At 64.0% G+C, this 25188-nt stretch carries 23 protein-coding genes; 9 read left to right on the top strand and 14 right to left on the bottom strand.

Annotation, left to right across the window (positions count from 1 at the left end; translation table 11 throughout):
* Positions 1-325: 325 nt before the first annotated feature.
* Positions 326-1021 carry a TetR/AcrR family transcriptional regulator gene (locus tag EOA19_RS19475; protein ID WP_128304528.1) on the bottom strand — a complete coding sequence of 232 codons (696 nt, stop codon included), beginning with the start codon at positions 1019-1021 and terminating at the stop codon, positions 326-328.
* Between the two features lie 111 nt (positions 1022-1132).
* Between EOA19_RS19475 and EOA19_RS19480 the strand changes: the two genes are divergently transcribed.
* From EOA19_RS19480 to EOA19_RS19490, 3 genes are read left to right on the top strand one after another with little or no spacing between them, the layout of a single operon-like run.
* Positions 1133-2329, top strand: a complete 1197-nt coding sequence (locus EOA19_RS19480; RefSeq protein ID WP_128304529.1) for a Tm-1-like ATP-binding domain-containing protein — start codon at positions 1133-1135, stop codon at positions 2327-2329.
* Between the two features lie 12 nt (positions 2330-2341).
* Positions 2342-3205 (top strand): phosphoenolpyruvate hydrolase family protein, encoded by an 864-nt coding sequence (locus tag EOA19_RS19485; protein WP_128304530.1) that lies wholly within the window; start codon positions 2342-2344, stop codon positions 3203-3205.
* Positions 3206-3212: 7 nt separating this feature from the next.
* Complete coding sequence (locus EOA19_RS19490; protein ID WP_128304531.1) at positions 3213-3629, top strand: cupin domain-containing protein; 417 nt, start codon at positions 3213-3215, stop codon at positions 3627-3629.
* Between the two features lie 199 nt (positions 3630-3828).
* On the opposite strand, the gene EOA19_RS19495 is transcribed toward EOA19_RS19490, so the two are convergent.
* Positions 3829-5019 (bottom strand): Xaa-Pro peptidase family protein, encoded by a 1191-nt coding sequence (locus tag EOA19_RS19495; RefSeq protein ID WP_128304532.1) that lies wholly within the window; start codon positions 5017-5019, stop codon positions 3829-3831.
* A 370-nt stretch (positions 5020-5389) separates the two neighbouring features.
* Between EOA19_RS19495 and EOA19_RS19500 the strand changes: the two genes are divergently transcribed.
* From EOA19_RS19500 to EOA19_RS19520, 5 genes are all read left to right on the top strand, one after another.
* A complete protein-coding gene (locus tag EOA19_RS19500; RefSeq protein ID WP_128304533.1) occupies positions 5390-7000 on the top strand; it encodes an ABC transporter substrate-binding protein in 1611 nt (536 codons plus the stop codon).
* 100 nt (positions 7001-7100) lie between these two features.
* Positions 7101-8087, top strand: coding sequence for an ABC transporter permease (locus EOA19_RS19505; protein ID WP_023812437.1), 987 nt, complete (start codon positions 7101-7103; stop codon positions 8085-8087).
* Positions 8084-8914 carry an ABC transporter permease gene (locus EOA19_RS19510; protein ID WP_128304534.1) on the top strand — a complete coding sequence of 277 codons (831 nt, stop codon included), beginning with the start codon at positions 8084-8086 and terminating at the stop codon, positions 8912-8914. The genes EOA19_RS19505 and EOA19_RS19510 overlap by 4 nt, the downstream gene beginning before the upstream one ends.
* On the top strand, positions 8911-9915 hold the full coding sequence (locus EOA19_RS19515; RefSeq protein WP_128304535.1) for an ABC transporter ATP-binding protein: 1005 nt from the start codon (positions 8911-8913) through the stop codon (positions 9913-9915). The genes EOA19_RS19510 and EOA19_RS19515 overlap by 4 nt, the downstream gene beginning before the upstream one ends.
* Entirely contained in the window at positions 9912-10688 is a 777-nt protein-coding gene (locus tag EOA19_RS19520; RefSeq protein ID WP_023812434.1) for an ATP-binding cassette domain-containing protein, read from the top strand. The genes EOA19_RS19515 and EOA19_RS19520 overlap by 4 nt, the downstream gene beginning before the upstream one ends.
* Positions 10689-10859: 171 nt before the next feature.
* On the opposite strand, the gene EOA19_RS19525 is transcribed toward EOA19_RS19520, so the two are convergent.
* Together EOA19_RS19525 and EOA19_RS19530 are read right to left on the bottom strand one after the other, a co-directional pair.
* Complete coding sequence (locus EOA19_RS19525) at positions 10860-11471, bottom strand: NAD(P)-dependent oxidoreductase (RefSeq protein ID WP_128304536.1); 612 nt, start codon at positions 11469-11471, stop codon at positions 10860-10862.
* Between the two features lie 43 nt (positions 11472-11514).
* Entirely contained in the window at positions 11515-12153 is a 639-nt protein-coding gene (locus tag EOA19_RS19530; RefSeq protein ID WP_023812432.1) for a DsbA family protein, read from the bottom strand.
* Between the two features lie 131 nt (positions 12154-12284).
* Here EOA19_RS19530 and EOA19_RS19535 point away from each other — a divergent pair, with 131 nt between their 5' ends.
* Positions 12285-13202, top strand: a complete 918-nt coding sequence (locus tag EOA19_RS19535) for a LysR family transcriptional regulator (RefSeq protein WP_023812431.1) — start codon at positions 12285-12287, stop codon at positions 13200-13202.
* A 12-nt stretch (positions 13203-13214) separates the two neighbouring features.
* On the opposite strand, the gene EOA19_RS19540 is transcribed toward EOA19_RS19535, so the two are convergent.
* The 10 genes from EOA19_RS19540 to EOA19_RS35635 form a co-directional block, all read right to left on the bottom strand.
* A complete protein-coding gene (locus EOA19_RS19540; RefSeq protein ID WP_023812430.1) occupies positions 13215-14831 on the bottom strand; it encodes a GMC family oxidoreductase in 1617 nt (538 codons plus the stop codon).
* Positions 14828-16342 (bottom strand): FGGY-family carbohydrate kinase, encoded by a 1515-nt coding sequence (locus tag EOA19_RS19545; RefSeq protein ID WP_128304537.1) that lies wholly within the window; start codon positions 16340-16342, stop codon positions 14828-14830. Before EOA19_RS19545 ends, EOA19_RS19540 begins: the two co-directional genes overlap by 4 nt.
* 22 nt (positions 16343-16364) lie before the next feature.
* On the bottom strand, positions 16365-17207 hold the full coding sequence (locus EOA19_RS19550; protein WP_128304538.1) for an aldolase: 843 nt from the start codon (positions 17205-17207) through the stop codon (positions 16365-16367).
* Positions 17198-18895 (bottom strand): glycerol-3-phosphate dehydrogenase/oxidase, encoded by a 1698-nt coding sequence (locus EOA19_RS19555; protein ID WP_128304539.1) that lies wholly within the window; start codon positions 18893-18895, stop codon positions 17198-17200. Before EOA19_RS19555 ends, EOA19_RS19550 begins: the two co-directional genes overlap by 10 nt.
* Before the next feature lie 21 nt (positions 18896-18916).
* Positions 18917-19912 carry an aldo/keto reductase gene (locus tag EOA19_RS19560; protein WP_128304540.1) on the bottom strand — a complete coding sequence of 332 codons (996 nt, stop codon included), beginning with the start codon at positions 19910-19912 and terminating at the stop codon, positions 18917-18919.
* Positions 19909-20889 carry a sugar-binding transcriptional regulator gene (locus EOA19_RS19565; protein WP_128304541.1) on the bottom strand — a complete coding sequence of 327 codons (981 nt, stop codon included), beginning with the start codon at positions 20887-20889 and terminating at the stop codon, positions 19909-19911. Before EOA19_RS19565 ends, EOA19_RS19560 begins: the two co-directional genes overlap by 4 nt.
* Before the next feature lie 25 nt (positions 20890-20914).
* A complete protein-coding gene (locus EOA19_RS19570; RefSeq protein WP_236383556.1) occupies positions 20915-21838 on the bottom strand; it encodes an ABC transporter permease in 924 nt (307 codons plus the stop codon).
* Between the two features lie 76 nt (positions 21839-21914).
* On the bottom strand, positions 21915-23450 hold the full coding sequence (locus tag EOA19_RS19575) for a sugar ABC transporter ATP-binding protein (RefSeq protein WP_128304543.1): 1536 nt from the start codon (positions 23448-23450) through the stop codon (positions 21915-21917).
* A 95-nt stretch (positions 23451-23545) separates the two neighbouring features.
* Positions 23546-24577: a substrate-binding domain-containing protein gene (locus tag EOA19_RS19580; RefSeq protein ID WP_013529471.1), complete on the bottom strand. Its 1032-nt coding sequence runs from the start codon at positions 24575-24577 to the stop codon at positions 23546-23548.
* A gap of 372 nt (positions 24578-24949) precedes the next feature.
* A partial coding sequence (locus EOA19_RS35635; protein WP_206638059.1) for a hypothetical protein occupies positions 24950-25188 on the bottom strand: 239 nt, incomplete at its 5' end.

Here is a 25188-nt window from a genome sequence, read left to right on the forward strand (position 1 = left end):
CGTGCGAGCCGGCAACGTGGCCGGCCCTGGTAGTTCCTCCCGTGATCGCACCTTTCCGGTTTCGAGCCTCCTCGCCCCGCCGGAAAATGGATCGCAGCCCTCACTTTCGATCCGCATTTCTGATCCAATCTGGTATTACCAATTTTGCATGCACGTCAAGCCCTTTCTTGGCAGCTTGACATGGCCATTGCCATCGGATTCCCGCTTTATCTGCCTGTTTTACCAAGATTTTCCTACTCAGTGATATGATTGGCTATTGTCCGATACCCCACCCAACGGCTAAGATCGGCAATGTGCATGCCAATCTGGTCGAACCAGTTAGGCTCTATTTCATGACTGCCTTCGGATCGAGGCTGCCTCCTTCATCGACCGATTCCGCGACTGCCGCACGCACCAGCGCCCCGGCCGCCCACTGTGCGACCGCCCTCGTCCGGCGGCTGTCCAGCCCCCAGATATCCTTGAGCACGATCAGCACCTCGACGCCGAAGATCAGCGACAGCGCCTGCGCCAGCCGCTTGAAGTCGCGCGGCGGCAAACGGCCCTTGAGCGGCGCGATCGCATCTTTCAGCAAGTCGATGCGATGGCCGCGCGTAAAGGCGGGCTCACCGCCCAGCGTGCCGGCCTGACGTCGCGCCCATTGATCGAGCGACAGCTTCAGTGCTGCCTTGAACGTGGCTTCGAAGGCCTCGATGCGCGGCATGGCCGTATCGAACAGATCGGCGACCCGGCGCTCGGCATTGGCGGAGGTCGATTGCCAGGTGAGGATCGGCCCCAGCCCCTCGTCGACCACCGCTTGCACCAGCACCGCCTGGCTCGGGAAGTAACGATAGGCGGTGGCGCGGGAAACCTCGGCGGCCTCGGCGACCTCGCTGACCGAAGGTGTGACGCCCGCCTGCATCAGCCTTGTTGCCGTCTCCAGCATCAGCCGTTTCGTCCGCGCGCGCGGCCCACGTTCGGGCACTGGACCGGTTGCCCGTTCAGCGTCGTCGATCGCAGCGGATTGTTGACGTGAGACATTCATGCCAATACGATACGCGCGTCTCAAAAATTTGCAATGGCGTCCGCATCGTCGAGCGGCCCGGGCAATGAGCGATGGAGGCGGCATCGCGCCTGCCAGGATTGGGAGAGCGCAATGAAGCGTATCTATGTGGTGGGTACCGCGGACACCAAGGGCGAGGAACTCGCCTTCCTGGCCGATGCGATCGCTGCTGCGGGCGCCCTCGTTAGCCGTGTCGATGTCGGAACGCGCGGCGCAACCATCCCCGTCGATATCAGCGCGAGGGAAATCGCCGACCATCATCCCGGCGGCCGTGACGCCGTGCTCGGCGGCAATGATCGTGGCGCCGCGGTCGCCGCGATGGGCATCGCCTTCGCCCGCTTTGCCCAATCGCGCAACGACATCGCAGCCATGATCGGCATCGGCGGCGGTGGCGGCACATCGATCATCACGTCGGGCATGCGCGCCCTGCCGCTCGGCTTGCCCAAGATCATGGTCTCGACGCTCGCCTCCGGCGATACCGCACCCTACGTCGATGTCTCCGACATCATCATGATGCCGGCGGTGACAGACATGGCCGGACTGAACCGGCTCTCCCGTGTCGTGCTGCATAATGCGGCTCAAGCCATATCAGGCATGGCGGCCAGACCGGCGCCGCCGCCAGACGGCCGGCCGTCGATCGGCCTCACCATGTTCGGCGTCACCACACCTTGCGTGACGGCCATCGCCGACCAGCTCCGTTCTGGATATGACTGCATGGTCTTCCACGCCACCGGCACAGGCGGCCGCAGCATGGAAAAGCTGGCCGACAGCGGCTTGCTGTCCGGCGTCGTAGACATCACCACGACCGAAGTCTGCGACCTGCTATTCGGCGGTGTGCTGCCGGCGACTGACGATCGTTTCGGCGCCATCGCTCGCACGGGGCTGCCCTATGTCGGCTCCGTCGGCGCGCTCGACATGGTGAACTTCTGGGCGCCTTCGACCATCCCGGAGCACTATCGCGATCGGCTGTTCTACGAACACAATCCCAATGTCACGCTGATGCGCACCACGGCGGACGAATGCCGTGCGATCGGCGAGTGGATCGGCACCAGGCTCGCCCGCTGCGGGGGGCCGGTGCATTTTCTCATCCCGGAAAAAGGCGTCTCGGCGCTCGACATCGAAGGCGGCGCCTTCTTCGACCCGGAAGCCGACGCCGTTCTGTTCGATGCCATCGAGCGCACCATCAAGCCCAACAGCAAGCGCCGCGTGACGCGCCTGCCGCTGCACATCAACGATCCCGAATTCGCAAAGGCTGCAACATCAGCCTTCCTCGACATCGCCAGACAGTGAGAGATCTCAAAGATGCCCGCCATACCGCGCAAGGACATATTGAAGAAATTCAGGGGAATGATCGACAAGGGCGTGCCGATCGTCGGTGGCGGCGCCGGCACCGGCCTGTCGGCGAAAGCCGAGGAAGCCGGCGGCATCGACCTCATCATCATCTACAATTCCGGCCGCTACCGCATGGCCGGGCGCGGCTCGGCCGCCGGCCTGCTCGCCTATGGCAATGCCAATGAGATCGTCAAGGAAATGGCCTATGAGGTGCTGCCGGTGGTCAGACACACGCCTGTGCTGGCCGGCGTCAACGGCACCGACCCGTTCGTCATCATGCCGCTGCTATTGGCCGAGCTGAAGACCATGGGCTTTTCCGGCGTGCAGAACTTTCCCACCATCGGTCTGTTCGACGGAAGCATGCGGCAAAGCTTCGAGGAAACCGGCATGGGCTTCGGCCTCGAGGTCGACATGATCGCCGAGGCGCACAAGCTCGACCTCTTGACCACGCCCTATGTCTTCAACCCCGACGAGGCCCGCGCCATGACAAAAGCCGGTGCCGACATCGTCGTCGCCCATATGGGTGTGACGACAGGCGGCTCGATCGGCGCCACTTCAGCCAAGTCGCTCGACGACTGCGTTCAGGAGATCGACGCCATCGCCAATGCCGCGCGCTCGGTGCGCAAGGATGTCATCCTGCTTTGCCATGGCGGCCCGATTTCGATGCCCGACGACGCCCGTTACATCCTCTCCCAGGCCAAGGGTCTGCACGGCTTCTATGGCGCCAGCTCGATGGAACGGCTGCCGGCGGAAGCTGCGATCGCCAGACAGACCGCTGATTTCAAATCGGTGACACTTGGTGGTGACAAGACCACGAAGAAAAAGAAGGGATAATGAGACGATGACTGACACGAGCAAGGTATTTGTCTACCCGAAGGACGTCAGCGCCTTCGGCTTCGACTGGGGAAAATTGGCGCTGACGGTGGCGCCCGAAGTGAATGGCGCGACCCGCTTTTCCGGCGGTGTGGTGGACCTGCCTTCCGGCAAGGGTCACACGCGCCACAATCATCCGGGCGCGGAAGAAATCATCTTCGTCATCTCCGGTCATGGCGAGCAGATGGTTGAGGACGAAAAGGGCAATCCGGTGGTCGCAAAAGTCGGCCCCGGCTGCACCATCTATGTGCCGGAAAGCCGCTTTCATTCGACGCTGAACACCGGCGACGGGCCGATGCAGCTTTTCGTCGTCTATTCGCCGGCAGGGCCCGAACTGGTTTTGCGGGAATTACCGGACTTCAGGCTGCTTCCGGCGGGGCAGTGATCTTTCCTCCGTTCCCGCGTTTGCTGGGAGGCCCCCTTCATCCGGCCGCTTCGCGACCACCTTCTCCCTGAGGGGAGAAGAGACGAGCATCATCGCCGGCTCCCTCCTCTCCCCTCGGGGAGAGGTCGGATTGCCCCGAATTGCTCTTCGCCAATTCGGATGGCAATCCGGGTGAGGGGGCAGCGCCCTTCAGTACCAGCTAGGCCGCACCACCCCTGTTCCAGCCCCTGCCACGATCACCGAACATCACATAGCCGGTGTCGGTGACCGCCAGCGTGTCCTCCAGCTTGATGAAGCCGCGCGTCGGGTGGAGCATGGTTGTCTCCACCGAAAGCACCATGTTCTTCTCCAGCGGCTTGGCCGCATAGGTGCCTTCATAGGTGACCGGATGGTTCGTCATCAGGAACGGCGCTTCATGCGTGATCAGCCCCATGCCATGGGCGAAGAAATCCGTGTAGGGCGCGACCTTCGAAGCCTTCAGCACGCCCTCGGCATGCGAAATCATGTCGCCGCCCAGCGTGCCCGCTTTGACCTTGGAGAAGGCCGCCTGCTGCACCGTCTCGACCTCGGCCAGCAAATCTCTAAGTTCGGCATCCGGTTCGCCGAGGATGCCCATGCGGCAGAGGTCGCCGATATAGCCGTGATAATTGCCGCCGGAATCGATTGACAGCACCTCGCCTTTTTTCCACGCCTGCGGTGAAGCGGCGCGGTTGTGGCTGGAGCCCAGCGTCAGCAGGCAATATTCGAAATGAATGCCGCGATTGGTTTCCTCGCGCCGCAGTTGTTCGATCATCTCGCCCTTGGTCGTGCCTTCGCGCGCCCAGGCAATGGTAGCCAGCATGGAATCGGTGATCAGTTCGGAGGCCGTGCGCAGCTTCTCCAGTTCCGCATCGGTCTTGATGGCGCGCATGCGCTCCAGCATGTCGGTCGCGTCGATCAGCCTGGCATCCGGCAACGCCTTGCGGATCAGCGTATAGGCGTCCGACGGCAGGAAGCCAGGCTCGATGCCGATGCGGGCGCCGGCCTTGCCGATCTTCTGCAGATGCTCGACCGCAAGGTTGGCGGCGTCGAGCGTGCCCCAGCAGGCGGCGTGCAGCGTCGGCGTCCAGAACGGGTTGTTCTGATGTTCGCCGCCTTCCATGCGGTTGCCGATATAGGCGGCATGGTCCGGCCCGCCCTTTTCGTAGACGACGATCGGCAGATACCGGCTGTGGCCGATCGCATCCATGGCGGCGAAGAAGATGAACTTGTAGCCGCCCAGCAGGTATTGCGTGTTGTGCTTGGAGGTGGCGAGCAGCACATCGATGCCGGCGTCCTCCATCAGCCGGTCGACCCTTGCCTGGTCGAACGGGATATTGCCGACGGCATTCTTGCCCGGAGCAATGTTCATCTCTCTCTCCCTGAATAGCCGGATCGCCGCTGTTCCGCTCCCGATCCCTTGGCAGTGGTCAAATCTGCACCATTTTGCCCGTTCTGGTCCAGCCAGAAAGAGATGAAATGTCGTCTCTCTATGTCTCTTTGTTGTCATTCGTCGCATATTCAATCAATCTGGTCCTACCAGAATGATCAAATGAGCCACGCCCTCCAAACTGGTCCAGCGGACGAAAATTTCAAAGCCAAGCGAGGATGCGCCAATTCCGTCTCTGGCGAAACCCTCGGCAAGGCTCATAATCGCCGCCGCAAGGGATGCTGGCGGGCTTGCCGGCGTCCGAGGGGTATTGGCGCACCCGACCGGGTCGCGGAGAGGACGGAGTTCGATCATGTCAGGTTTCACGATTTCCAGACGCACGATGCTTGCCGGTTCGGCAATGCTGCTGGCCTCCACCGCAATGCCGGCACCGGGCTGGGCGCAGACGCCAAAGAAGGGCGGGCGGCTGGTGCTTGCCGCCGATTCCGAACCGCGCAACCTCAACCCGGCGATTGTCGCCTCCAACGGTGTGTTCTTCATCTCCAGCAAGATCGTCGAAACGCTGGCCGAAGCCTCCTTCGACGGCAAGGACGGGCTTGCACCACGGCTGGCGCTGAGCTGGGAAGGTGCCGCCGACGGGCTCTCGGCGACGTTCAAACTGCGCGACGGCGTCAAATGGCATGACGGCAAGCCGTTCACTTCGGCCGACGTCGCCTTTTCGGCGCTGCAGATCTGGAAGCCGCTGCAGAATCTCGGCCGCACTGTGTTCAAGGATCTGGCCAGCGTCGACACGCCCGACGATCTCACCGCCATCTTCAAATTCGCCAAGCCGACGCCGTTCCAGCTGATCCGCAACGCGCTGCCGGCGCTGAGCAGCGTGGTGCCGAAGCACATCTACGAGGTCGGCAAGATCGAGGACAACCCGGCCAACAACGCGCCGATCGGTACCGGGCCGTTCAAATTCGGCGAGTACAAGGCCGGCCAATATTACCGGCTGACGAAGAACACGGATTACTGGGGCAAGGACGAGCCCTATCTCGACGAGATCATCTATCAGGTGCTGCCGGATCGCACGTCAGCGGCGAGCGCGCTGGAGGCCGAGGAGATCCAGCTCGCAGCCTTTTCCGCCGTGCCGCTGGCCGACCTCGACCGCATCTCGAAAGTGCCGGGCCTGAAGGTGATCTCCAAGGGTTACGAAGGGCTGACCTATCAGCTTGTCGTCGAGATCAATCATCGCCGCAAGGAACTGGCCGACCTGAAAGTACGCCAGGCGATCGCGCATGCCATCGACAAGGATTTCGTCCTCAAGACGGTGTTCCTCGGCTATGCCGCCACGGCCACCGGTCCGGTGCCGAAGAACGATCCGCAATTCTACACCGCCGATGTGCCGACCTATGCCTTCGACGTCGCCAAGGCCAACGCGCTGCTCGACGAGGCCGGCTACAAGAAAGGTCCGGACGGCAAGCGCTTCACGCTAAAACTGCTGCCTGCGCCCTATTTCAACGAGACCAAGCAGTTCGGCGACTATCTGCGCCAGGCGCTCGCCGCCATCGGCATCGACGCAGAGCTCGTCAACAACGACTCGGCCGCGCATATCAAGGCGGTCTACACCGATCACGCCTTCGACCTCGCCGTCGGCCCGCCGGTGTTCCGCGGCGACCCGGCGATTTCCACCACCATCCTGGTGCAGAGCGGCATTCCGGACGGCGTGCCGTTCTCCAACCAGGGCGGCTACAAGAACGACGCGCTCGACGCGCTCATCGCCAAGGCATCGGAGACGCTCGACGCATCAGCCCGCACCGACCTCTACAAGGAATTCCAGAAGGAGGTGGCCACCGACCTGCCGCTGATCAACGTCGCCGAATGGAGTTTTATCAGCGTCGCGCGCGACACTGTCGGCAACATCGCCAACAACCCGCGCTGGGCGGTGTCGAACTGGGCGGACACGTATTTGGAATCGTGACAGAATTGCGCGGATGAGAGTTTGCGAGAAAAGGGGAATTTGGCCGAAGGCCGAGTTCCTTCACACCCCCCTCTCACGATCAGGCCGGCGTCCTTTTCCCATGACCCGCACCCTCACCCTCATCCGCCGTCGCCTCGTCGGCAGCATCTTCGTGCTGCTGATCGTCGTCATCGGCACCTTCCTGCTGCTCGAAGCTGCCCCCGGCGACGCGGTCGACGCCTATATCGTCTCGACCGGCGGCGACGCCGGCATGATCGAGCTGTTGCGCCATCGCTGGGGCCTCGACCAGTCGGAACTGACGCGGCTGGCCAACTATCTCTGGGCGCTGCTGCATCTCGACCTCGGCCAGTCGGTGACCTTCTCCCGGCCGATCCGCGACGTCATCCTCGAGCGCCTGCCCAACACGCTGCTGTTGATGGTCAGCGCCACCGCGCTCTCCTTCGGGCTCGGCTCGGCACTCGGCATCTATGCCGGCGCGCGGCCGGGCAGTTTTCGCGATCGCTTCCTGTCGATCGGTTCGCTGGCGCTTTATGCCGTGCCTGGGTTCTGGCTCGGACTGGTGCTGATCGTCGTCTTTGCCGTCGATCTGCGCTGGCTGCCGATCGGCGGCATCGAGACGTTGGCCTCTGACAAGACCGGCCTTGATCGCGTCGCCGACATCGCTGTCCATCTTATCCTGCCCGTTTCCGCCCTCGGCTTCATCTATCTGGCGCTCTATCTGCGCATGATGCGCGCCGGCATGGCCGAGGTCTGGCGGCAGGATTTCGTCCTGGCCGCACGCGCCAAAGGGTTGTCACGCCGTCGCATCGTGCTCGCCCACGTCGCCCGCAATGCGCTGCTGCCGCTGGTCACCATGCTCGGCCTGCAGTCGGCGCAGATGCTCGGCGGCAGCGTCGTCATCGAGAGCGTGTTTTCCGTGCCCGGCCTCGGCCGCCTGGCGCAGGAGGCAGTCGCCTCCCGCGATACGCCGCTTCTGCTTGGCATTATTCTCACCAGCGCCGTCCTGGTCATTGTCATCAACCTTGCCGTAGACATCGCCTATGCCTTCCTCGACCCGCGCGTCGGCGCCGGCGAGGCCGACGCATGAGCCCGCTCCGCCGCTTTCTGCGCACGCCCGAGGCGGTCGCCGGCGCCCTCCTCCTGGCGATGCTGATCGCCATGGCGCTGTCGGCGTCGCTGCTGTTCCCCGGCGATCCGCAAGCGATTGCCGGGCCGGCGCTGCTGCCGCCGTTCCAGGACTGGTCGCTGCCGCTCGGCACCGACCGGCTTGGCCGCGACGTGCTGGCCGAGCTTTTTCATGGCGCCCGCACATCGCTGGCTGTCGGGCTTGCGGCCGCGGCCGCGGCCCTTGTCGTCGGCGCCGTGGTCGGCACATTGGCCGGCTTTGCCGGCGGCCTCGTTGACGAGGTGCTGATGCGCATCACCGACGCCTTCCAGACCGTGCCGAGCTTCCTGCTGGCGCTGGCCTTCGTCAGCGTCGTCGGACCGTCGCTCGGCGTCGTCGTGATTGCCATCGCGCTCGGCACCTGGACGGGGCCTGCCAGAGTGGCCCGCGCGGAAGTCCTCTCCATTCGCGAACGCGATTATGTCGCTGGTGCAAGGGTCATCGGCATGCACCCGATGGCGATCGCCTTTCGCGAGGTGCTGCCCAATGCCTTGCCACCGGTGCTGGCGATGTCGTCGGTGATCGTCGCCGCCGCGATCCTCACCGAGGCGGCGTTGTCCTTCCTCGGCCTGGGTGATCCCAACCGGGTCACCTGGGGCGGCATGATCGCCGAAGGCCGCGCCGTCCTGCGCACCGCACCCTTCCTGTCGATCGTCCCAGGCATAGCGCTGGTGCTGACCGTGCTCGGCGTCTATCTCGCCGGTGAAGGCATCGTCGAGACGACGGCGGTCAGGAGAGGCCTGTCGTGACCACGCTGGCTTCAATCCGCGACCTGACGGTGACCTACCGCCGTGACGGCAATGAGGTGACGGCGCTGAAGGGTGTCAGCCTCGACATCGCCGCTGGCGAACGCCTCGCCATCATCGGCGAAAGCGGCTCGGGCAAGAGCACGCTGGCACTGGCCATTGCCGGGCTGCTGCCGGCTTCTGCCAAGGTTGGAGGTTGCATCGATTGGTTTTTGTCCTCATCGGGCGCCAAGGCACCCCCCTCTGTCCTGCCGGACATCTCCCCCGCAAGGGGGGAGATTACGCTCTCACCTCTGCCTTCGCCAATCACCAATGTCGCGGAAGGGGAGCGGTCGGCGAAGCTGCTGATCTCCCCCCTTGCGGGGGAGATGTCCGGCAGGACAGAGGGGGGTGTGACGGAATGCCAACCTTTCAAATCCGAACTCAACAAAATCCCCCGCCTCGGCCGCGACATCGGCTTCGTCTTCCAGGACCCGTCCGCCAGCCTCGATCCGGTGATGACCATCGGCAAGCAAATTGCCGAAGTAGCGCGCACGCATCTCGGCCTCACCTGGTCCCAGTCCTATGCCAGGGCCAAAAGCCTGCTCGAGCGCGTCCGCCTGCCGGACCTGGACTCGGCCTTGCGCGCCTTCCCACATCAGCTCTCCGGCGGCCAGAAGCAGCGTGTGGCGATCGCCGCTGCCATTGCGGCCGGTCCGAAATTGCTGATCGCCGACGAAGCGACCAGCGCGCTCGATACCATCGTGCAGGCCGAGATCGTCGCCTTGATCCGACGCCTGGTGACCGAGGACGGCATGACGTTGCTGTTCATCAGCCACGACATCGCGCTGGCGGCCGAGCTTGCCGAGCGCATCGCTGTTTTCCGTCATGGCCAGTTGGTCGAGCTTGGCATGAGGGCGCAGATTGTCGGCGCCCCAGCCCAGCCCTATACGCGCGCATTGCTCGATGCCCATATCGGCCTCGACACCAGGCCATTGCTGAACCGAGCCAGGCTCCACGCATGAACCTGCTGGCGGTGTCCAACCTCACCAAGCGCTACCGTCGCGGCGGCAAGACCATCGCTGCCGTCGACGATGTCTCCTTTCACATCGACCCCGGTGAGACGCTGGCGTTGGCCGGACCTTCGGGCAGCGGCAAGTCGACGATCGCGCGGTTGGTGCTGCGATTGATCGAGCCGGACGACGGACGCATCGAATTCGAAAGCGACGATTTCCTGGCCTTGAGCGGCGCCGCGCTGCGAGCACGCCGCGCACGCCTGCAAATGGTGTTCCAGGATCCATTGGCCGCCTTCAACCCTCGCGCCACGGTGGCGCGTGTGCTCGACGATCCCTTGCGCATCCATGGCATCGCCTCCCGCGCCGAGCGCCCGCGCCGCATCGCCGCGTTGCTGGAGCGCGTCGGGCTGACGGCTAATCTCGCGCCGCGCGCCATTCATGAAATCTCCGGCGGCCAGCGGCAGCGTGTCGCCATTGCCCGCGCCATCGTCACGAAGCCGTCGCTGATCGTGCTCGACGAGGCGGTGTCGGCGCTTGACGTCTCCGTGCGCGGGGAGATCCTCGAGCTTTTGCTCGACCTGCAACGCCAGGAAAAGATCGCCTATCTCTTCATTTCACATGATCTCGGCGTCATCAGGTCGGTCGCCCACCGCGTCATCCTTCTCGACGCCGGCCGAATTGCCGAAAACGGCGATGCCCAAACCGTCATCGGCGCGCCGCAATCAGCCATCGGCAAGGCGCTGGTGGCGGCCGCGCCAAGATTGAACCGGGCCGGACCATGATCCCGAAAAGTGAGATCGCAGGCATGACAGCCCAGCATTTGCTTTGCCCAAGGCACCGAGACGGGACGGCGTCGTCACCGATGACCTACCGGGGCGTCGCCGTCCGCGAAATCTTGATGCGGCTGGCGTCGGCCGGCCTCGATCGAGCTCCGGCCGCCATCACCCGTTCGCTCAATAGCCGACGGTGAAGCGCTGCCTGATGTGGGCCGGCTTCTCGATCTCGTCGACCATGACGATCGCGTAGTCTTCGAAGGAAATGCTGCTGCCCTTCTCGGAGGCGAGAAGCGTGTCCTTGCCGAGGCGGAATTTGCCGGTGCGCTCACCAGGCACGAACATGGCGGATGGCGACAGGAACGTCCAATCGAGGTCGCCGACCGTCTTCAACTTGTCCAGGAAGTCGGCGCCTTTCTGCGCTTCGGCCTTGTAGATATCAGGGAATTCGGGGGTATCGACCAGCCGCTTGCCGGGCGCGACTTCGAGACTGCCGGCGCCGCCAACGATGAGATAGCGCTTCACGCCGGAGGCCCGCACAGCGGCAATCAGCGTGTCGGCGTCGCTGTCCAGAAAATGCACCGTGCTGATCACCACATCATGGCCGCGGATCAGATCGGCAAGACCCTGCTCGTCGAAGACGTCGCCCTTCCTGGCCGTCACGCGTGGCAGCGCCGCGATCTTTTCCGGGTTGCGCGCAATGCCGGTGACGGTGTGGCCGCGATCGGAGAGTTCTTTGAGAAGGCGCGAACCGACAGCGCCCGATGCACCAATGAGAGCGACTTTTGCCATGTCTATTTCCTTGTTCCTTGTGGAGGTTTTCTGGAGGGTGGGATCACGCCGCCGAGATATGGGCGACAAGGTTGTCGAAGCTGCCGAACAGCGCGTTCGAACCGATGAGCCGGGGCGCATCGTTGCGGATGACCGCCAGCGAAGGCACGCCATCGGCATGCAGGCGCTGGAACAGCGCGCGGCCGCGGCCGACCATCTCGCGGTGGGCCGTCAGCAATGTTTCGGTCGGCGCCTTGAGCATCTCGGCGGCGTCCGCCATGCCGGCGGCGGCGAGCACCTCGGCCACACCGCCGATCGTCACGACATCGCGTCCTTCTACATAGCGCGCATGCTGCATCGTCTTCAGCGCGGCAAGCCGGCGGCTGGGATCTTCCAGGCCGGCGGCAGTGATACCGAGTGTGGCGGCATGTGAGTCGAGCAGGGTCCCACGGACATTGAGGACATTGTGCCGGTAGGCCGGGGTGAACACTTGTCCGGTCAGGCGCTCGATGCGCTGGTCGTTCGCCCAGGCATGCGCCGCAAAACCTTCATCCATCGGCCGCGCGCCGGCGCCGGAAAACAGGCCGGTCGGCAGCAGTTCGACGTTCAGGCCGGCGGCCGGCAACCGGTCGAGCATCGGGGTGGCGCCATAGCACCAGCCGCAGAGCGGATCGAAAAGATAGGTCACTTCTGAATTGCTCATAGTCGCTGCCATTCCTGTCCGGCCACCGGACTCATCGAGGCCGTCGTTCATATGTGGCAGACGGCGGCCTTGCGATAAATGGCACCCAATTATACAAACTGTCTGATCTAATCAGACAAAAGGCAGGCAGCTTGGCCGAACTTCTGAACCTCAATCGGCTGGCTTATTTCACCACGGTGATGGAAACCAGCTCGTTCACTGCCGCGGCCGACCGGCTTGGCGTCGCCAAGGCCGTGGTCAGCCATCAGATCGGCAAGCTCGAAGAGGAGCTGGGCGCAACGCTGCTGCAGCGCACGACCCGGCGTGTCACGCCGACCGAAGAGGGTCGCCTCTTTTATGACCGCGCGATGATCATCCTGCGCGAAGCGGAGGCGGCCTATGGCGAAATCTCGCGCGGAGCCGTCGAACCGAGCGGAACGCTGAGGCTGACGGCGCCACTCGACTACGGCACCAAGATGGTGGCTCCGGTCATGGCGGCCTATCTCAGAACCTACCCGCATATGCGCGTCGAGGCGATCTTCGACGACGCCGTCAGCAATCTGGTGGACGAGCAGATCGATCTCGGCATCCGCGTCGGCTGGCTCACCGATTCCTCGAACCAGGCGCGGCGCCTGGGGACGATCCGGCAGATCGTGGTGGCGAGCCCTGGCTTCGCGGGGAGCCTGCCGCCCGACGTGACGCCGCGCCAGGCAAGATCGCTGGCCTGGGTCGGCAACACCCAGTTGCGCGGCATCGGCCAATGGCTGTTTTCCAGGGACGGCGAAACGGTGCTGACCGAACTCAATCCGGTCATCATGTGCGACAAGAGCCCCGCCGCCCTGGCTTGTGTGCTCGTCGGCATCGGGCTCGGCGTCTTTCCGGACTACAGCGTCAGCGACGATATCGCCGAGGGCCGGCTGGTGCCGGTGTTTGCCGACTGGAGCCTGCCGTCAGGCGGCATCCACGCGGTCTTTCCGCCGGCCCGGTTCCGGCCCGCCAAGGTGCGCACCTTCGTCGATCTGCTCGCGGCGGCCGAGAGACGGCGATCGCGCGGTGTTGCCGCGGCTTGAAGCCGATGGCAGTCAGCGGGCTTCTTGCAGGATCATCTCGGCTGCCTTTTCCGCGATCATGACGACCGGCGAGTTGGTGTTGCCCGAGACGATTGTCGGCATGATCGAGGCATCGACCACGCGCAGCCCGCCAAGCCCGTGAACACGCAGGGCCTCGTCGACCACCGCCATCGTATCCGAACCCATCTTGCAGGTGCCGACGGGGTGGAAAATCGTCGTGCCGATATCGCCGGCCTTGCGGATGAGCTCTTCATCGCTGTCATACTGCGTGCCGGGCAGCATCTCTTCCGGCGCAAAGTGCGCCACCGCCTGTGCCTTCATCAGACTGCGGACATGGCGCAACGACGCGACGGCCACGCTGCGGTCCCCCTCGGTGGAAAGATAGTTCGGGCGGATCTTCGCCGCCTCCCGCGCATCGGCTGAACCCATGTGCACGCTGCCCCGGCTTTCGGGGCGCAGATTGCAGACCGAGACGGTGACCGCGGGAAAGCGATGCAGCGGCTCGCCCAGACGGTCGGTGCTCAGCGGCTGCACGTGATATTCGAGATCGGGCGTTGCGAGGCGTGGATCGCTCCTGGCGAAGATGCCGAGCTGGCTCGGCGCCATCGACAGTGGCCCGCTGCGCTTGAGCGCGTATTCCAGCCCCATCGACGCACGGCTGACCAGATTGTGGTAGCGCTGGTTGAGCGTGGCGGTGTTGACGACCTTGAAGACGGTGCGAATCTGCAAATGGTCCTGCAGGTTCTCTCCAACGCCCGGCAAGGCATGACGAACATCCACGCCGATGCTCGAAAGCAGGTCGGGGCGGCCCACCCCCGACAGTTCGAGCAGCTTCGGAGAGTTGATGGCACCGGCCGCAAGGATCGTCTGTCCAGCGCGGACCTGGTGCAGGCGGCCGCCCTGGCGGAAAACCAGTGCGGTGACGCGCCGGCCGTCGAATTCGAGCCGTTCGGTCTCCGCGCCGAGCACCACGCGCAGGTTCTTGCGCCCCGCTATACCGCGCAAAAACGCCTTCGACGTGTTCCAGCGCACGCCCTTCCTTTGGTTGACCTCGAAATAACCCGAGCCTTCATTGGTGCCGGTGTTGAAGTCTTCGGTGCGCGGAATGCCGAGTTCCTCGGCAGCGTCCCGAAAGGCGTCGAGGATCGGCCACGACAGCCGCTGCCGTTCGACCCGCCACTCGCCGCCGCTGCCGTGCATGGCGCCTTTACCGCCGTGATAGTCTTCCGATTTGAGGAAATAGGGCAGCACGTCGTCCCAGCCCCAGCCGGCATTGCCGGCCTGACGCCAACCATCATAGTCGGCAGCCTGGCCGCGCATGTAGATCATGCCGTTGATCGATGAACAGCCGCCGAGCACCTTGCCGCGCGGATAGTTGAGGCTGCGTCCATTGAGACCGGCTTCCGGCTCGGTCTTCATCATCCAGTCGGTGCGCGGATTGCCCATGCAGAAGAGGTAGCCGATCGGGATATCGACCCAGTGATAACGGTCACTGCCGCCAGCCTCGAGCAGCAGCACATTGTTGCGCGGATCGGCCGAAAGCCGGTTGGCGAGCACGCAGCCGGCGGAGCCGGCACCGACGATGACGTAATCGTAACTGCCGAACGGGGACGGTGGAGCTTCGGTCACGTGCGCGCCTGCTGTCCGGCGATGCGCTCCCACATCGGGGTCATCGCCTGGTTGATCTCGCCGTACAGTCGATACCGCCGTGCATACGCGTCGGCAACCGCCTCGTCAGGCACAAAGTGTCGAGCGGCCGCAGTCATGGCGGCGGCACCTGCGCTGTAGTCCGCGAAGATGCCGACCCCGGTGCCCGCCGCGATCGCCGCTCCCAGCGCGCCGGTTTCGCGGCTGCGCGCCACAGTGACGGGCACGCCGAGCACATCGGCGAATATCTGCGGCCAGACGCTGCTGCGCGAGCCGCCGCCAGACAGCACCACCTGGTCGAAATCGGCGCCCGCTTTGTGCAAGGTCTCGACATGGCGCTTGTGCTCGAAGGCGACGCCCTCGAACAGCGCACGAAGCAGATGTGCTCGGCTGTGCCAGCCGGCGATACCGTAGAAGCCGGCGCGCGCATGGCCATTCTGCTGCGAGCCGTACAGGAAGGGATGATAGATCGGGATGTCACTGTTAGGATCGACTGACGCCACCAGTTCGCTGCACAATTCGAACGGCGACTTGCCGGCTTCGCCGCCATGTTCGAGGAATTCGCGAACGATCCATTCGAGATTGGCGGCCGAGGTGGCACTGGATTCGATCGCCAGATAGCGCTGGCGATCGAAAGTCGACAGCATGAAGATCGAAGGGTCGCGGATCGGTTCGTCGGTGATGACCTGGTTGATGCTCCAGGTTCCGGCGATGACCGAGGCGGCACCGGTTCTGGTCACGCCCGAACCGACCGCGCTGGCGACGACATCGAACAGCCCGGCGACGACAGGCGTGCCGGCGCGCAGTCCCGTCAGGGCCGCCACGTCCTCGCTGACATGACCGGCAATGTCGGCCGATTCCAGCACTGGCGGCAGCAGGTCCGCGCAGTCGCCGAGCCCATAGGCGGCAAGCAGGTCCGGCTCGTAACGCCGATCCCGCATCTGCAGCAGGCCGCAGCCCGACATGTCGGAGGTATCGCTGCTGCGCGCACCTGTCAGGCGGTTGACGACGAAATCCTTGCACAGGAAGACGGTGCCGATGCTGGCGAACAAGGCCGGCGAAAAGCGCTTGAGCCAGGCAAGCAGGGTTGGCGTCTGCGCCGCCCACGGCCGTTGCAGGCAGTGTGCATAGGTGCGGTCGCCGACATTCTGCTCTGCCCATTCGGCAACGATGCCGACCGCGCGTGTGTCGAGCGACTGGATGCCGATCAATGGCGCACCATCGCGATCGAGCGCGTAGAGCCCGTTGCCATGACCGGCGCAGCCGATGGCAACGATCTCGCGGGCGTCGATACCGGCTTCAGCGATGCATTGGGCGATGACCGAAACCGCGTTGCGCCAGAGTTCGTCGAGGTCGCGTTCGACATGTCCGGGCTTTGGCATGGATGAGCGGCCGTCACGAGCGGCGAATGCCAGTTCGCGGCCGGACAGGTCGAAGAGGATAGCCTTGATGACGGTGTTGCCGGCATCGAGACCGAGGATATAGCTTGCCATTGGCGCCTCCCGAGGCCGCAGCCTAAGCCTGGTTGTACAGATCCCAGGCCGTGCCGCCATCGGCATCGTCGTGAATGATCGCCATCAGCCCGCGCACGACGGCGCTCGGGTTGGCATGCTGGTAGATGTTGCGGCCATAGACCATGCCAAGCGCACCCTGTGCCACCAAGGCAGCCGACTTGTCGAACACGGCACGCAGATCCTCCTTGCCGCCGCCGCGCACCAGCACCGGGCAGCGCGCCGCCTCGACGACGCGGTGGAAGTCGTTGGGATCGGTGGTCGGATCGGCCTTGACGATATCGGCACCCATCTCGCGGGCAAGCCGGGTCAAGGTGACGATCTTTTCGGAATCGCCGTCGACCATGTAGCCGCCATGCTCTGCGACCGGCAGCATGGCCAGCGGCTCGATCATCAGCGGCAGGCCGTATTTCTCGCAATCCGCGCGCACGCGGGCGATATTCTGCACGCATTGCCGGAACAGGTCCGGCTCATCGGGCAGCATGAACAGATTGACCACGACGCAAGCCGCATCCATCTCGATGGCGCCAAGCAAGGGCTCGGCTTCGTTCTGCAGCACCGCCCACATCGCCCGGTGGCGTATCCTGTTATAGGGATTGCCCATGTCGATGCGCATCACCAGCGCCGGCTTGTCCTTGCCCGGCACGGCCTGCAGCAGATCGGCCTGGCCGTAGTTCATCTGGATGGCGTCGGGGCCGGCCTTGACCAGCTGGGTGACGACGCTGGCCATGTCTTCCAGCCCGGCAAGGAAACTCGGCTCGTTGCAGACGCCGTGATCGATGGCGACGTCGAGACAGCGGCCGCCGCCGAACAGACGGTTCATGCGGACTTTCTTGTTTACGCGCATAGGGCGCTCCTTTGATGCGTCTGGAGGTCGATGCCGTGCCGGTCTGCCAGCAAGGCGAGGAAGGTCGAGCGCTCAGTGGCGGCCTCGCTGGTGCTCCAACCCTTGTGCGCCGCCAGCATGTCGAGAACGGCGTTGACGAGGTCGAAGCTGAGGCCACCCGAAATGGCGATGGTGGTGCGGCGCAGGAACAGGTCGGCAACGCACTCGACCTGCTCGCGCTCGATGATGCGCCCGATCTCGCTTGCCGAATAGTCCGACTGCGGCAGCATCTGTTCGCCTGCCGGATGCGAAACGAAATCCCCGGCCGACGTGCCGTAGCGCTGCAGAAGTGTGTGCGCGCGCTCGACCGGCAGGCCATGCTCGCCAGCGAATGATGCGCACCAGACCTGCGGGTCGGCCGGAAAACCACGGCCGCCACCGATGGCCATGTCCTGCGTGCCCTTGCTGCGCGCGAGGCCGAGCCGCTTCAGCGCCATGTCGGCGGCCAGCGCTCCAAACGAACGGAAGGTGGTCCACTTGCCGCCGATCATGCACAACGTCGCCGGCAGATGCCCGTTCGCTTCCACGAACTCGCAAAAGTGATCGCGCGGTATGCGGCTGGTAAAACTGTCCTCGCTGGCCGGCAAAGGACGCACGCCAGCGAAGCGAAACACGATCTGGTTTTCGGCCACTCTGATTGAGGGAAAAACAAAGGCGAGCGACTGCAGGATGTAGCGCTGCTCATCCGCCTCGCAACGGACCTTGTCCGGATCATCGACCCGGATGTCGGTCGAGCCGATCAGCACCTTGCCTAGATAGGGAAACAGGATGCAGATGCGTCCGTCCTCGTTCTCGTAATAGACCATGTGGCCGCCGAGCGCGTCGAACAGTTCGCTGTTGTCGACGATCAGATGCGAGCCCTTGGTGCCACCCATCATAGTCTGCGCCGTTGCCCCGATGGCCTTGTTGGTCAGGTCGATCCAGCCGCCGCTGGCGTTGATCACCAGTTGCGGCCGCACCGGCAGTTGTTCGCCCGTCAGCGTGTCGGTAATGGAGAGGCCGTCACCTGTCGACGATACCTGAGCGTAGTTTAAGGCGCGGGCGTTCGCCGCGCTCGCCGTGGCGTCCAGCAGCATCTCCAGGCCGAGGCGTTCGGGCCGGCTTACCCAGGCGTCGTAATAGGTCGCCGAATTGCGGATCGCCGGGTTGATCGCCGGCCATGTCTTCAGGGTTTCGGCGCGGCCCCTGAACCGGTGCGTCGGCATCAAACGCCGTGCAGCGGTGAAAAGGTCATACATGGCAAGCCCGGCTTTGATGACCAGCGCCCCGCGCCGGCTGGGCCGCCGCGTCAGCCCCAGGAAACGCACCGCACCGTTGGCGAGGCCGGAAAACATATCAAAGATCGGCACCGTCGTCGGCAATGGGGCCACATAGTGCGGCGCATTCCTCAGCAGCCGGTCGCGTTCGAGCAGCGATTCGCGCACCAGTTTGAATTCGCCGTTTTCGAGGTAGCGCAGGCCGCCATGCACCATGCGCGACAGGGCGGCACTGGCACCACTGCAATAGTCGCCCTTTTCCGCCAGCACGACATCGACCCCTTGCAAGGCCAGTTCGCGAAAGACGCTGATGCCGTTGATGCCGCCACCAATGACGAGCACGGCAATGTCCGGCCGGTCGCGCAGACCGGCGATTGTATGACTACGCTTCATCGGGGCTGTTGCCTTTTTTTCTCAGGCATCCATCGCGGTGAGATGTGCGGCTGCCGCGGCGTCGATTGCCGCAAGCTCGCTTGCGGCAAGCGTGATCTCCCCGGCCCGTGCATTGTCGAGCGCCTGCTCAGGATTGCGTGCGCCGCACAGGGCGAAGGTGATGCCCGGCTGGGCGAGCGTCCAGGCGATGACGATCTGCGCCATCGACGCCTGGTGGCTTTCCGCGATCGGGGCGATTGCCTCTTTCAGCTTTGCGACCTTCTGCCGGTTGGCCGTGGAGAAGCGTGGGTTGTCCTTGCGTTGGTCGTCGCCGCCGAATGTGCGCTCAGGGTCGACCGTGCCGGTAAGTAGCCCCAACCCCAGCGACGAGTAGCTGAGGGTGGCAATGTCATGGCGGCGGGTGATCGGCAGCAGGCTGCTCTCGATGTCGCGGTCGATCATCGAATAGCGCTCCTGGATCGCATCGAGCTGGCCGGCATCGATATACTGGCCAAGATCCTCGGCGCTGATGTTGCTGGCGCCAATGGCGCGGATCTTGCCGGCCGCCTTGAGCTTTTCCAGCGCCGCCATTGTCTCGGCGATCGGCGTCGTCGGGTCCTGCCAATGGGTGATGTAGAGGTCGATGTAGTCGGTACCCAGACGGCGCAGGCTCTGCTCGACCTCATAGGCGATGCCGGCGGCGCCGAGATAGCGATGCACAGGCTTGCCGTCCTGATCGAAGAAATGGCCGCCCTTGCCGGAATGCCAGTTCAACCCGCATTTGGTCGCGATCACCACTTTGTCGCGCTTGCCCTTGATGGCGGTGCCGACGATCGCCTCGCTGCGGCCAAGACCGTAGGCCGGCGCTGTGTCGATCAGGCTGAGGCCGGCATCGATCGAGGCTTCTATAGCCCTGACCGACTCCTTCTCGTCGGTGCCGCCCCACATCCATCCGCCAATCGCCCAGGTGCCCAAGCCCACGGCCGACGCCGATATGCCGGACTTGCCGATCTGCCGCTGGAGTTGTCGAGAATTCATGCTGCCTCCTGTTCGGCCAGTTCGAGGATCTGGAGCCCCGTGGCCTCGTCCGTGACGATGGTGTCGAGATGGTTGCCGCGCAGGGCGGCGAGGATCGGCGCGACCTTGCTGGGGCCGCTTGCAATGCCGATCGAGCGCGGGATGGTCGCGAACTCGTCCAGCGTCAACGAGACCAGCGAACGGTTGAGCGAGTAGTTGCAAAGCTTGCCCCCGCGGTCGATGAGATGAGCGAGCAGCTCGCCTGTCGCCCCGGACTTTTCGATCGCCTGGCGATCGGCATTCGAGGATGGATGCAGGTCGTAGTAGCTGGAATCGTCGGTCAGGATGGAGCCGACACCCACCACCGCGACATCGGCCTCGCGCGCCTTGCGAAACACGTCTGCGACGGAGCTGATGCCCATCAGCATCTCGCGCTGCTGCGCGGTATCGGCAAACAGCGGCGCATGGATCTGATAGGCGCGGCCGCCGAGCTTGTCGGCCATCAGCGAGGCGACGTGGTTGACGTCGGTGTAGTGCTTGCCTTGGACCAGCCCGGTGGCGGGAATGATTTCGACGTCGTAGCGGCGCCCCGGCTTGAGACCGGCGACCAGCGCGCTGACACCCTTGCCGCCGGTGATCGAAATCGTGTCGCCATCCTTGATGGTGTCGAGCAGCAGCCCAGCCGCCGCCTCGCCGACGCGCTGCAGGGCCGTGTGCGGATTTTCGGAGACCGACGGAACCACCATCGCCCGCTCGATGCCGCCCAGCGCCACCAGCCGCGCTTCCAGGTCGACCAGATGGTCGATCGGTGACTTGATCTTGATCTCGACGAGGCCGAGCTGGTGGCCGCGCTTGATGAGCCGGTTGACGGTGGCGTGCGAGATGCCGAGTTCCCCGGCGATCTCGGCCTGGGTCTTGCCTTCGACATAATGCAGGACCAGCGCCTGATGCATCTGGCGGACAGCGGCGATGTCGTCGCGGGTGTTGGGAGGGGCCATGGTCTTGCTTCGCCGCCTTTGAGGTTCAGGACTTTTTGCGGTGCAGGAAGTGATCGATCGACACCGCCGCCAGCAGGATGCATCCCTTGATCATGTCCTGCCAATAGACCGAGACATCGAGCAGGATAAGCGAGCTCGTCACCACCGAGAGCAGCGCCATGCCGAGGATTGCCCCGAAGATGGTGCCCGAGCCGCCATTCAGCGAGGCGCCGCCGATGACGGCCGCGGCGATGATGTTGAGCTCCATGCCGGCGCCGAAGGTCGGCGTCGCCGCGCCAAAGCGCGCCATGTAGATGACGCCGGCCAGTCCAGCGAGGGTCGAGCACAGCACCGTGACCCAGAACTTCACCTGATTGGTCCTGATGCCGGAGAACTGCGCGGCCTTCTCGTTGGAGCCGGTGTAGAAAACCTTGCGGAAGGCCGTGGCGCGACGCAGCAGGAAGTCGAAGATGGCCACCACGACGATGAAGATCAGGATGACATAGGGAATGTTGTTGAAACTGCCCTGGCCGATGGCCTTGAAAGCCGGCGGCAGTGTGAACAGCGACAGCGGCGTGCCCTTGGTGACCACCAGGCACATGCCGCGCACGATGACCATGGCCGCCAGCGACGTGATGAAATGATTGAGGCCTATCACGGTCACGAAGAAGCCCATCGCCGCGCCGATCAGCGCGCTGACGCCGATGCCGATCAGGCTTGCCGTCCAGGGGTCGAGGCCGGCGAGGAACAGCGCACCCGAGACCACCATCGAGAAACATACGACCGAGCCGACGGAAAGGTCGATGCCGCCGACGATGAGCAGGATCGTCATGCCGACGACGACGATCCCTTCGATGGAGAAGCTCATCAGCATGGCGCGGAAATTGCCCCATGTCAGGAAGTGCGGAGAGGCGAAGCTCATGGCGATGCACAGCGCCAGGATGATGACGATCAGCCCGGCCTCGCGCATCGAGGCGAGCTGAGCGAGATTGATGCGCCGCCCGGCGGCCTTGATCTCGGCGTGCACGAGCGCTTCTCCTGATTCCCTAGGCGACATTCTGGGCCTGCCTTTGATTTGAACTATCCTGAACGCCAGAGGCGAGCATGATGATGGCTTCCTCGCCGAGCTCGTCGGCGGTGAGTTCGCCGGCGATCCTGCCTTCGCGCACCACGAGAACGCGGTCACACAAGCCAATCAGCTCCGGCAGTTCCGACGAGATAACGATGACGCCGACACCGCTGCCGGCAAGCTGGCGCAGCAGCCGGTGGATCTCGACCTTGGCGCCGACATCGATCCCGCGCGTCGGCTCGTCCATGATGATGACCTTGGGACTGACGGACAGCTGCCTAGCGATGGCAACCTTCTGCTGGTTGCCACCGCTCAGCGTCGAGACGGCGGCCTCGATGCCGGCCATGCGCACGCCGAGCCTGCCGGTCAGTTCCCTCGCCTGACGATCCTCGGCCTTGCGGTCGAGCAGGCCGAGGCGCCCGGTGAGCCGGCCGAGGTCGAGCGCCGAGATGTTCGCGGCGATCGGCAGATCGAGGAACACGCCGGAGCCTTTGCGATCCTCAGAGAGATAGACCAGCCCCGCCTTGACCGCATCGCCATAGCCGCGCAGCCGGAGCTGCTTTCCGTCGAGCGCGACGGTTCCTGCCGTCATTGGCCTGAGGCCACAGACCGTCTGTGCGATCTCGCTGCGGCCGGCGCCGATCAGGCCGCTAATGCCCAGAATTTCGCCGGCGCGAAGCTGCAGATCGACGTCGGCGAAGCGGCGCCCATCGGAAAGCCCCTCGACCGAGAGGAGCAGGCGCCCAGGCACCTGCGGCGCCAGCTTGTCGGGATAGAGCTGGGTGATTTCGCGGCCCACCATCTTGCGCACGACATCGTCCGGTGAGACGGCGGCGACCTGATCGGTCGCCACGTAGCGGCCGTCGCGGAAGACGGTGACTCGGTCGCACAGCGAGAATATCTCGGCCATGCGGTGGCTGATATAGACCACCGAAATGCCACGCTCCTTGAGCCCGCGCACGATCGAGAACAGCCGCTGCGCTTCGCTTTCGGTCAGCGCCGCGGTCGGCTCATCGAGCATCAGCACCTTGCAGTCGAGCGTCAGCGCCTTGGCGATCTCGACGAGTTGCTGGTTGGAAATGGAAAGGTCGGCGACCCTGGTTCGCACCGGAATGGGCGCGAGCAGATCCATGACCTTCTGGGCATCGGCGTAGAGCCTCTGGAAATTCATCAGCGGCGCGCGCCGGCTGTTGATCGCGGCCATGTAGATGTTTTCGGCAACCGTCGCGTCCTGACAGAGCGCGATTTCCTGGTGAACAAGCGCAATGCCGAGGCGTTGGGCGGCCGCGGGCGAGTGGATCGAAATGCGCTCACCATCGATCAGGATGTCGCCCTCGTCGGGCTGCAATACACCGGCGATCATGTTCATCAGCGTCGACTTGCCGGCGCCGTTCTCTCCGCACAGTGCATGGATTTCGCCGCGCCGCAGCTCGAACCGTACGTCGCTCAGCGCCTTGACCGGGCCGAACGCCTTGGACAGGCCACGGATTTCAAGAATGGGCGCCTGGGTCACGCCGTGCTCCTGCGATGAACCTGCGGGGAGGAAGGAGGCCGAAGCCTCCTTCCCGGTTAATCCGGCCATGCCGAGGCCGGGCGGCGAGATCGAGACTATTCCTCGATGCCCTTGGTGCCGCGACGCTTGAGGTACTTGTCCCAGTAGAAGTCGTCCGCATTGTCCTTGGAGACGATGGAGAAGCCATTGTCGACGAAGGGCACGCTCATCGGGTTGAAACCCGAACGCTTGGCGTCGTTCATCGGGTCGATCAGGCCGGGATGCTTGGCCATCCACAACAGCATGAAGCCCATATAGCCCTGCATGCCCTGGTTTGGATTGACCGAGCCGAAAATCTCGCCAGCCTTGATCATGTCGAGGATCTTGGCATTAACGTCGGCGAGCATGACGCGGATCTTGCCACCGCCTTCCTTGGCGGCCTGGGCAGCGCCGATGGCCGAGTTGGCCTCCGGCATGAACACGGCGCCAAGATCAGGATGCGCCTGCGCCAAGCTCAGAACCGCCTGATAGGCCTTGGTCGGATCCTGGTTCGAAGCGGCGCGGCCGACGAGCTTCATGTCAGGCCATTTGGCTTCCATGCGGGCAACGAACGCGTTGACGCGCTTGTCGTGGTTGTCCTGGCCGGGATTCTCCAGCACCGCATATTCGCCCTTGCCGTCCATCGCCTTGGCAACGGCGTCGGCGGCATAGGTGCCTTCGGCATTGTTGTCGGAGGTGATGTAGGAGACGCGCTTGGAATTCGGCGAGTCGGCGGCGAAGGTCACCACCGCGGTGCCCTGTTCGATGGCGCGATTGATCGGCTCGATGAACGGATCGGAATTCATCGGGTGTACCAGTATGCCGGCAGGCTTCTGCGCCAGCGCCTGGTCGAAGGTCGCGATCTGCTTGTTGACGTCGTATTCCGGCGTACCCGTATAGGCGGTCTCGCAGCCGAACTGCTGGCCGGCCTGCTTGAACATTTCATAGACCGGGAACCAGTATTCGACGCCCGAGACCATGACGTTCATGACGTATTTTTCACCCGGCTCGCATTTGAACGGGTTGGGGGTTTCGGCGCGTACCTGCATCGACCCAAAGCAGGTCGATGCAGCCGCCGCGATTGCGAGCGTGCTCAGAAATTTGCGCAAGTTTCCTCCCTTGGCCGAAGCCATCCTCAATGACCGTCGCAGACGCTCAGCGAGCGCTGCCGTATGGATTTGATGATGCCGACCTTCCTCCGAAAGCCGACGATCGGGACATTACAGCCTCGGCGCATGTTGTCAATATAATTCACATATTGAAATATATTTCACGACCTCCTTCGGGGACCTATACGCTCCGATCGACGAAGCTGGTCGCGGGCCGCCAAGGTGCCGTACGGGCTAGGCAGGGCCTTTCCGGCCTTTGGCCGCGAACCGCGGAGAGTGTGGTTAGAGTATCGGCACCCAGGAGCTCGCGTGGTGCCCTCCCGCCGGCCGCGTCTTTATCGCGTGAAGCCACGATCTTGTCTTTGATAGCATCTATTCCGGGCGCGGCGTGACGCTCTCCATGTCGCTTAGCCAAGAAGTCTGCTGCTGCGTCGGCTTACGGCAGCCTTCGGACCATCCGGCGTATTCCGAGAAGCTTCGGCAGTCCCCCGAATGCGAACGGCCCGCTGGCTGGTGCCTGGGGGACTGTTGTTTGGTGCAGATTGGTTTGCGGGGGACGGGATTGGGTTTTTTGTCCCGCAGCTTGGGCTTCGCCTTGTTGCGGGCGCCTG

The organism is Mesorhizobium sp. M7A.F.Ca.US.010.02.1.1, from assembly GCF_004023085.1.
In the GTDB taxonomy this organism is placed as follows: domain Bacteria; phylum Pseudomonadota; class Alphaproteobacteria; order Rhizobiales; family Rhizobiaceae; genus Mesorhizobium.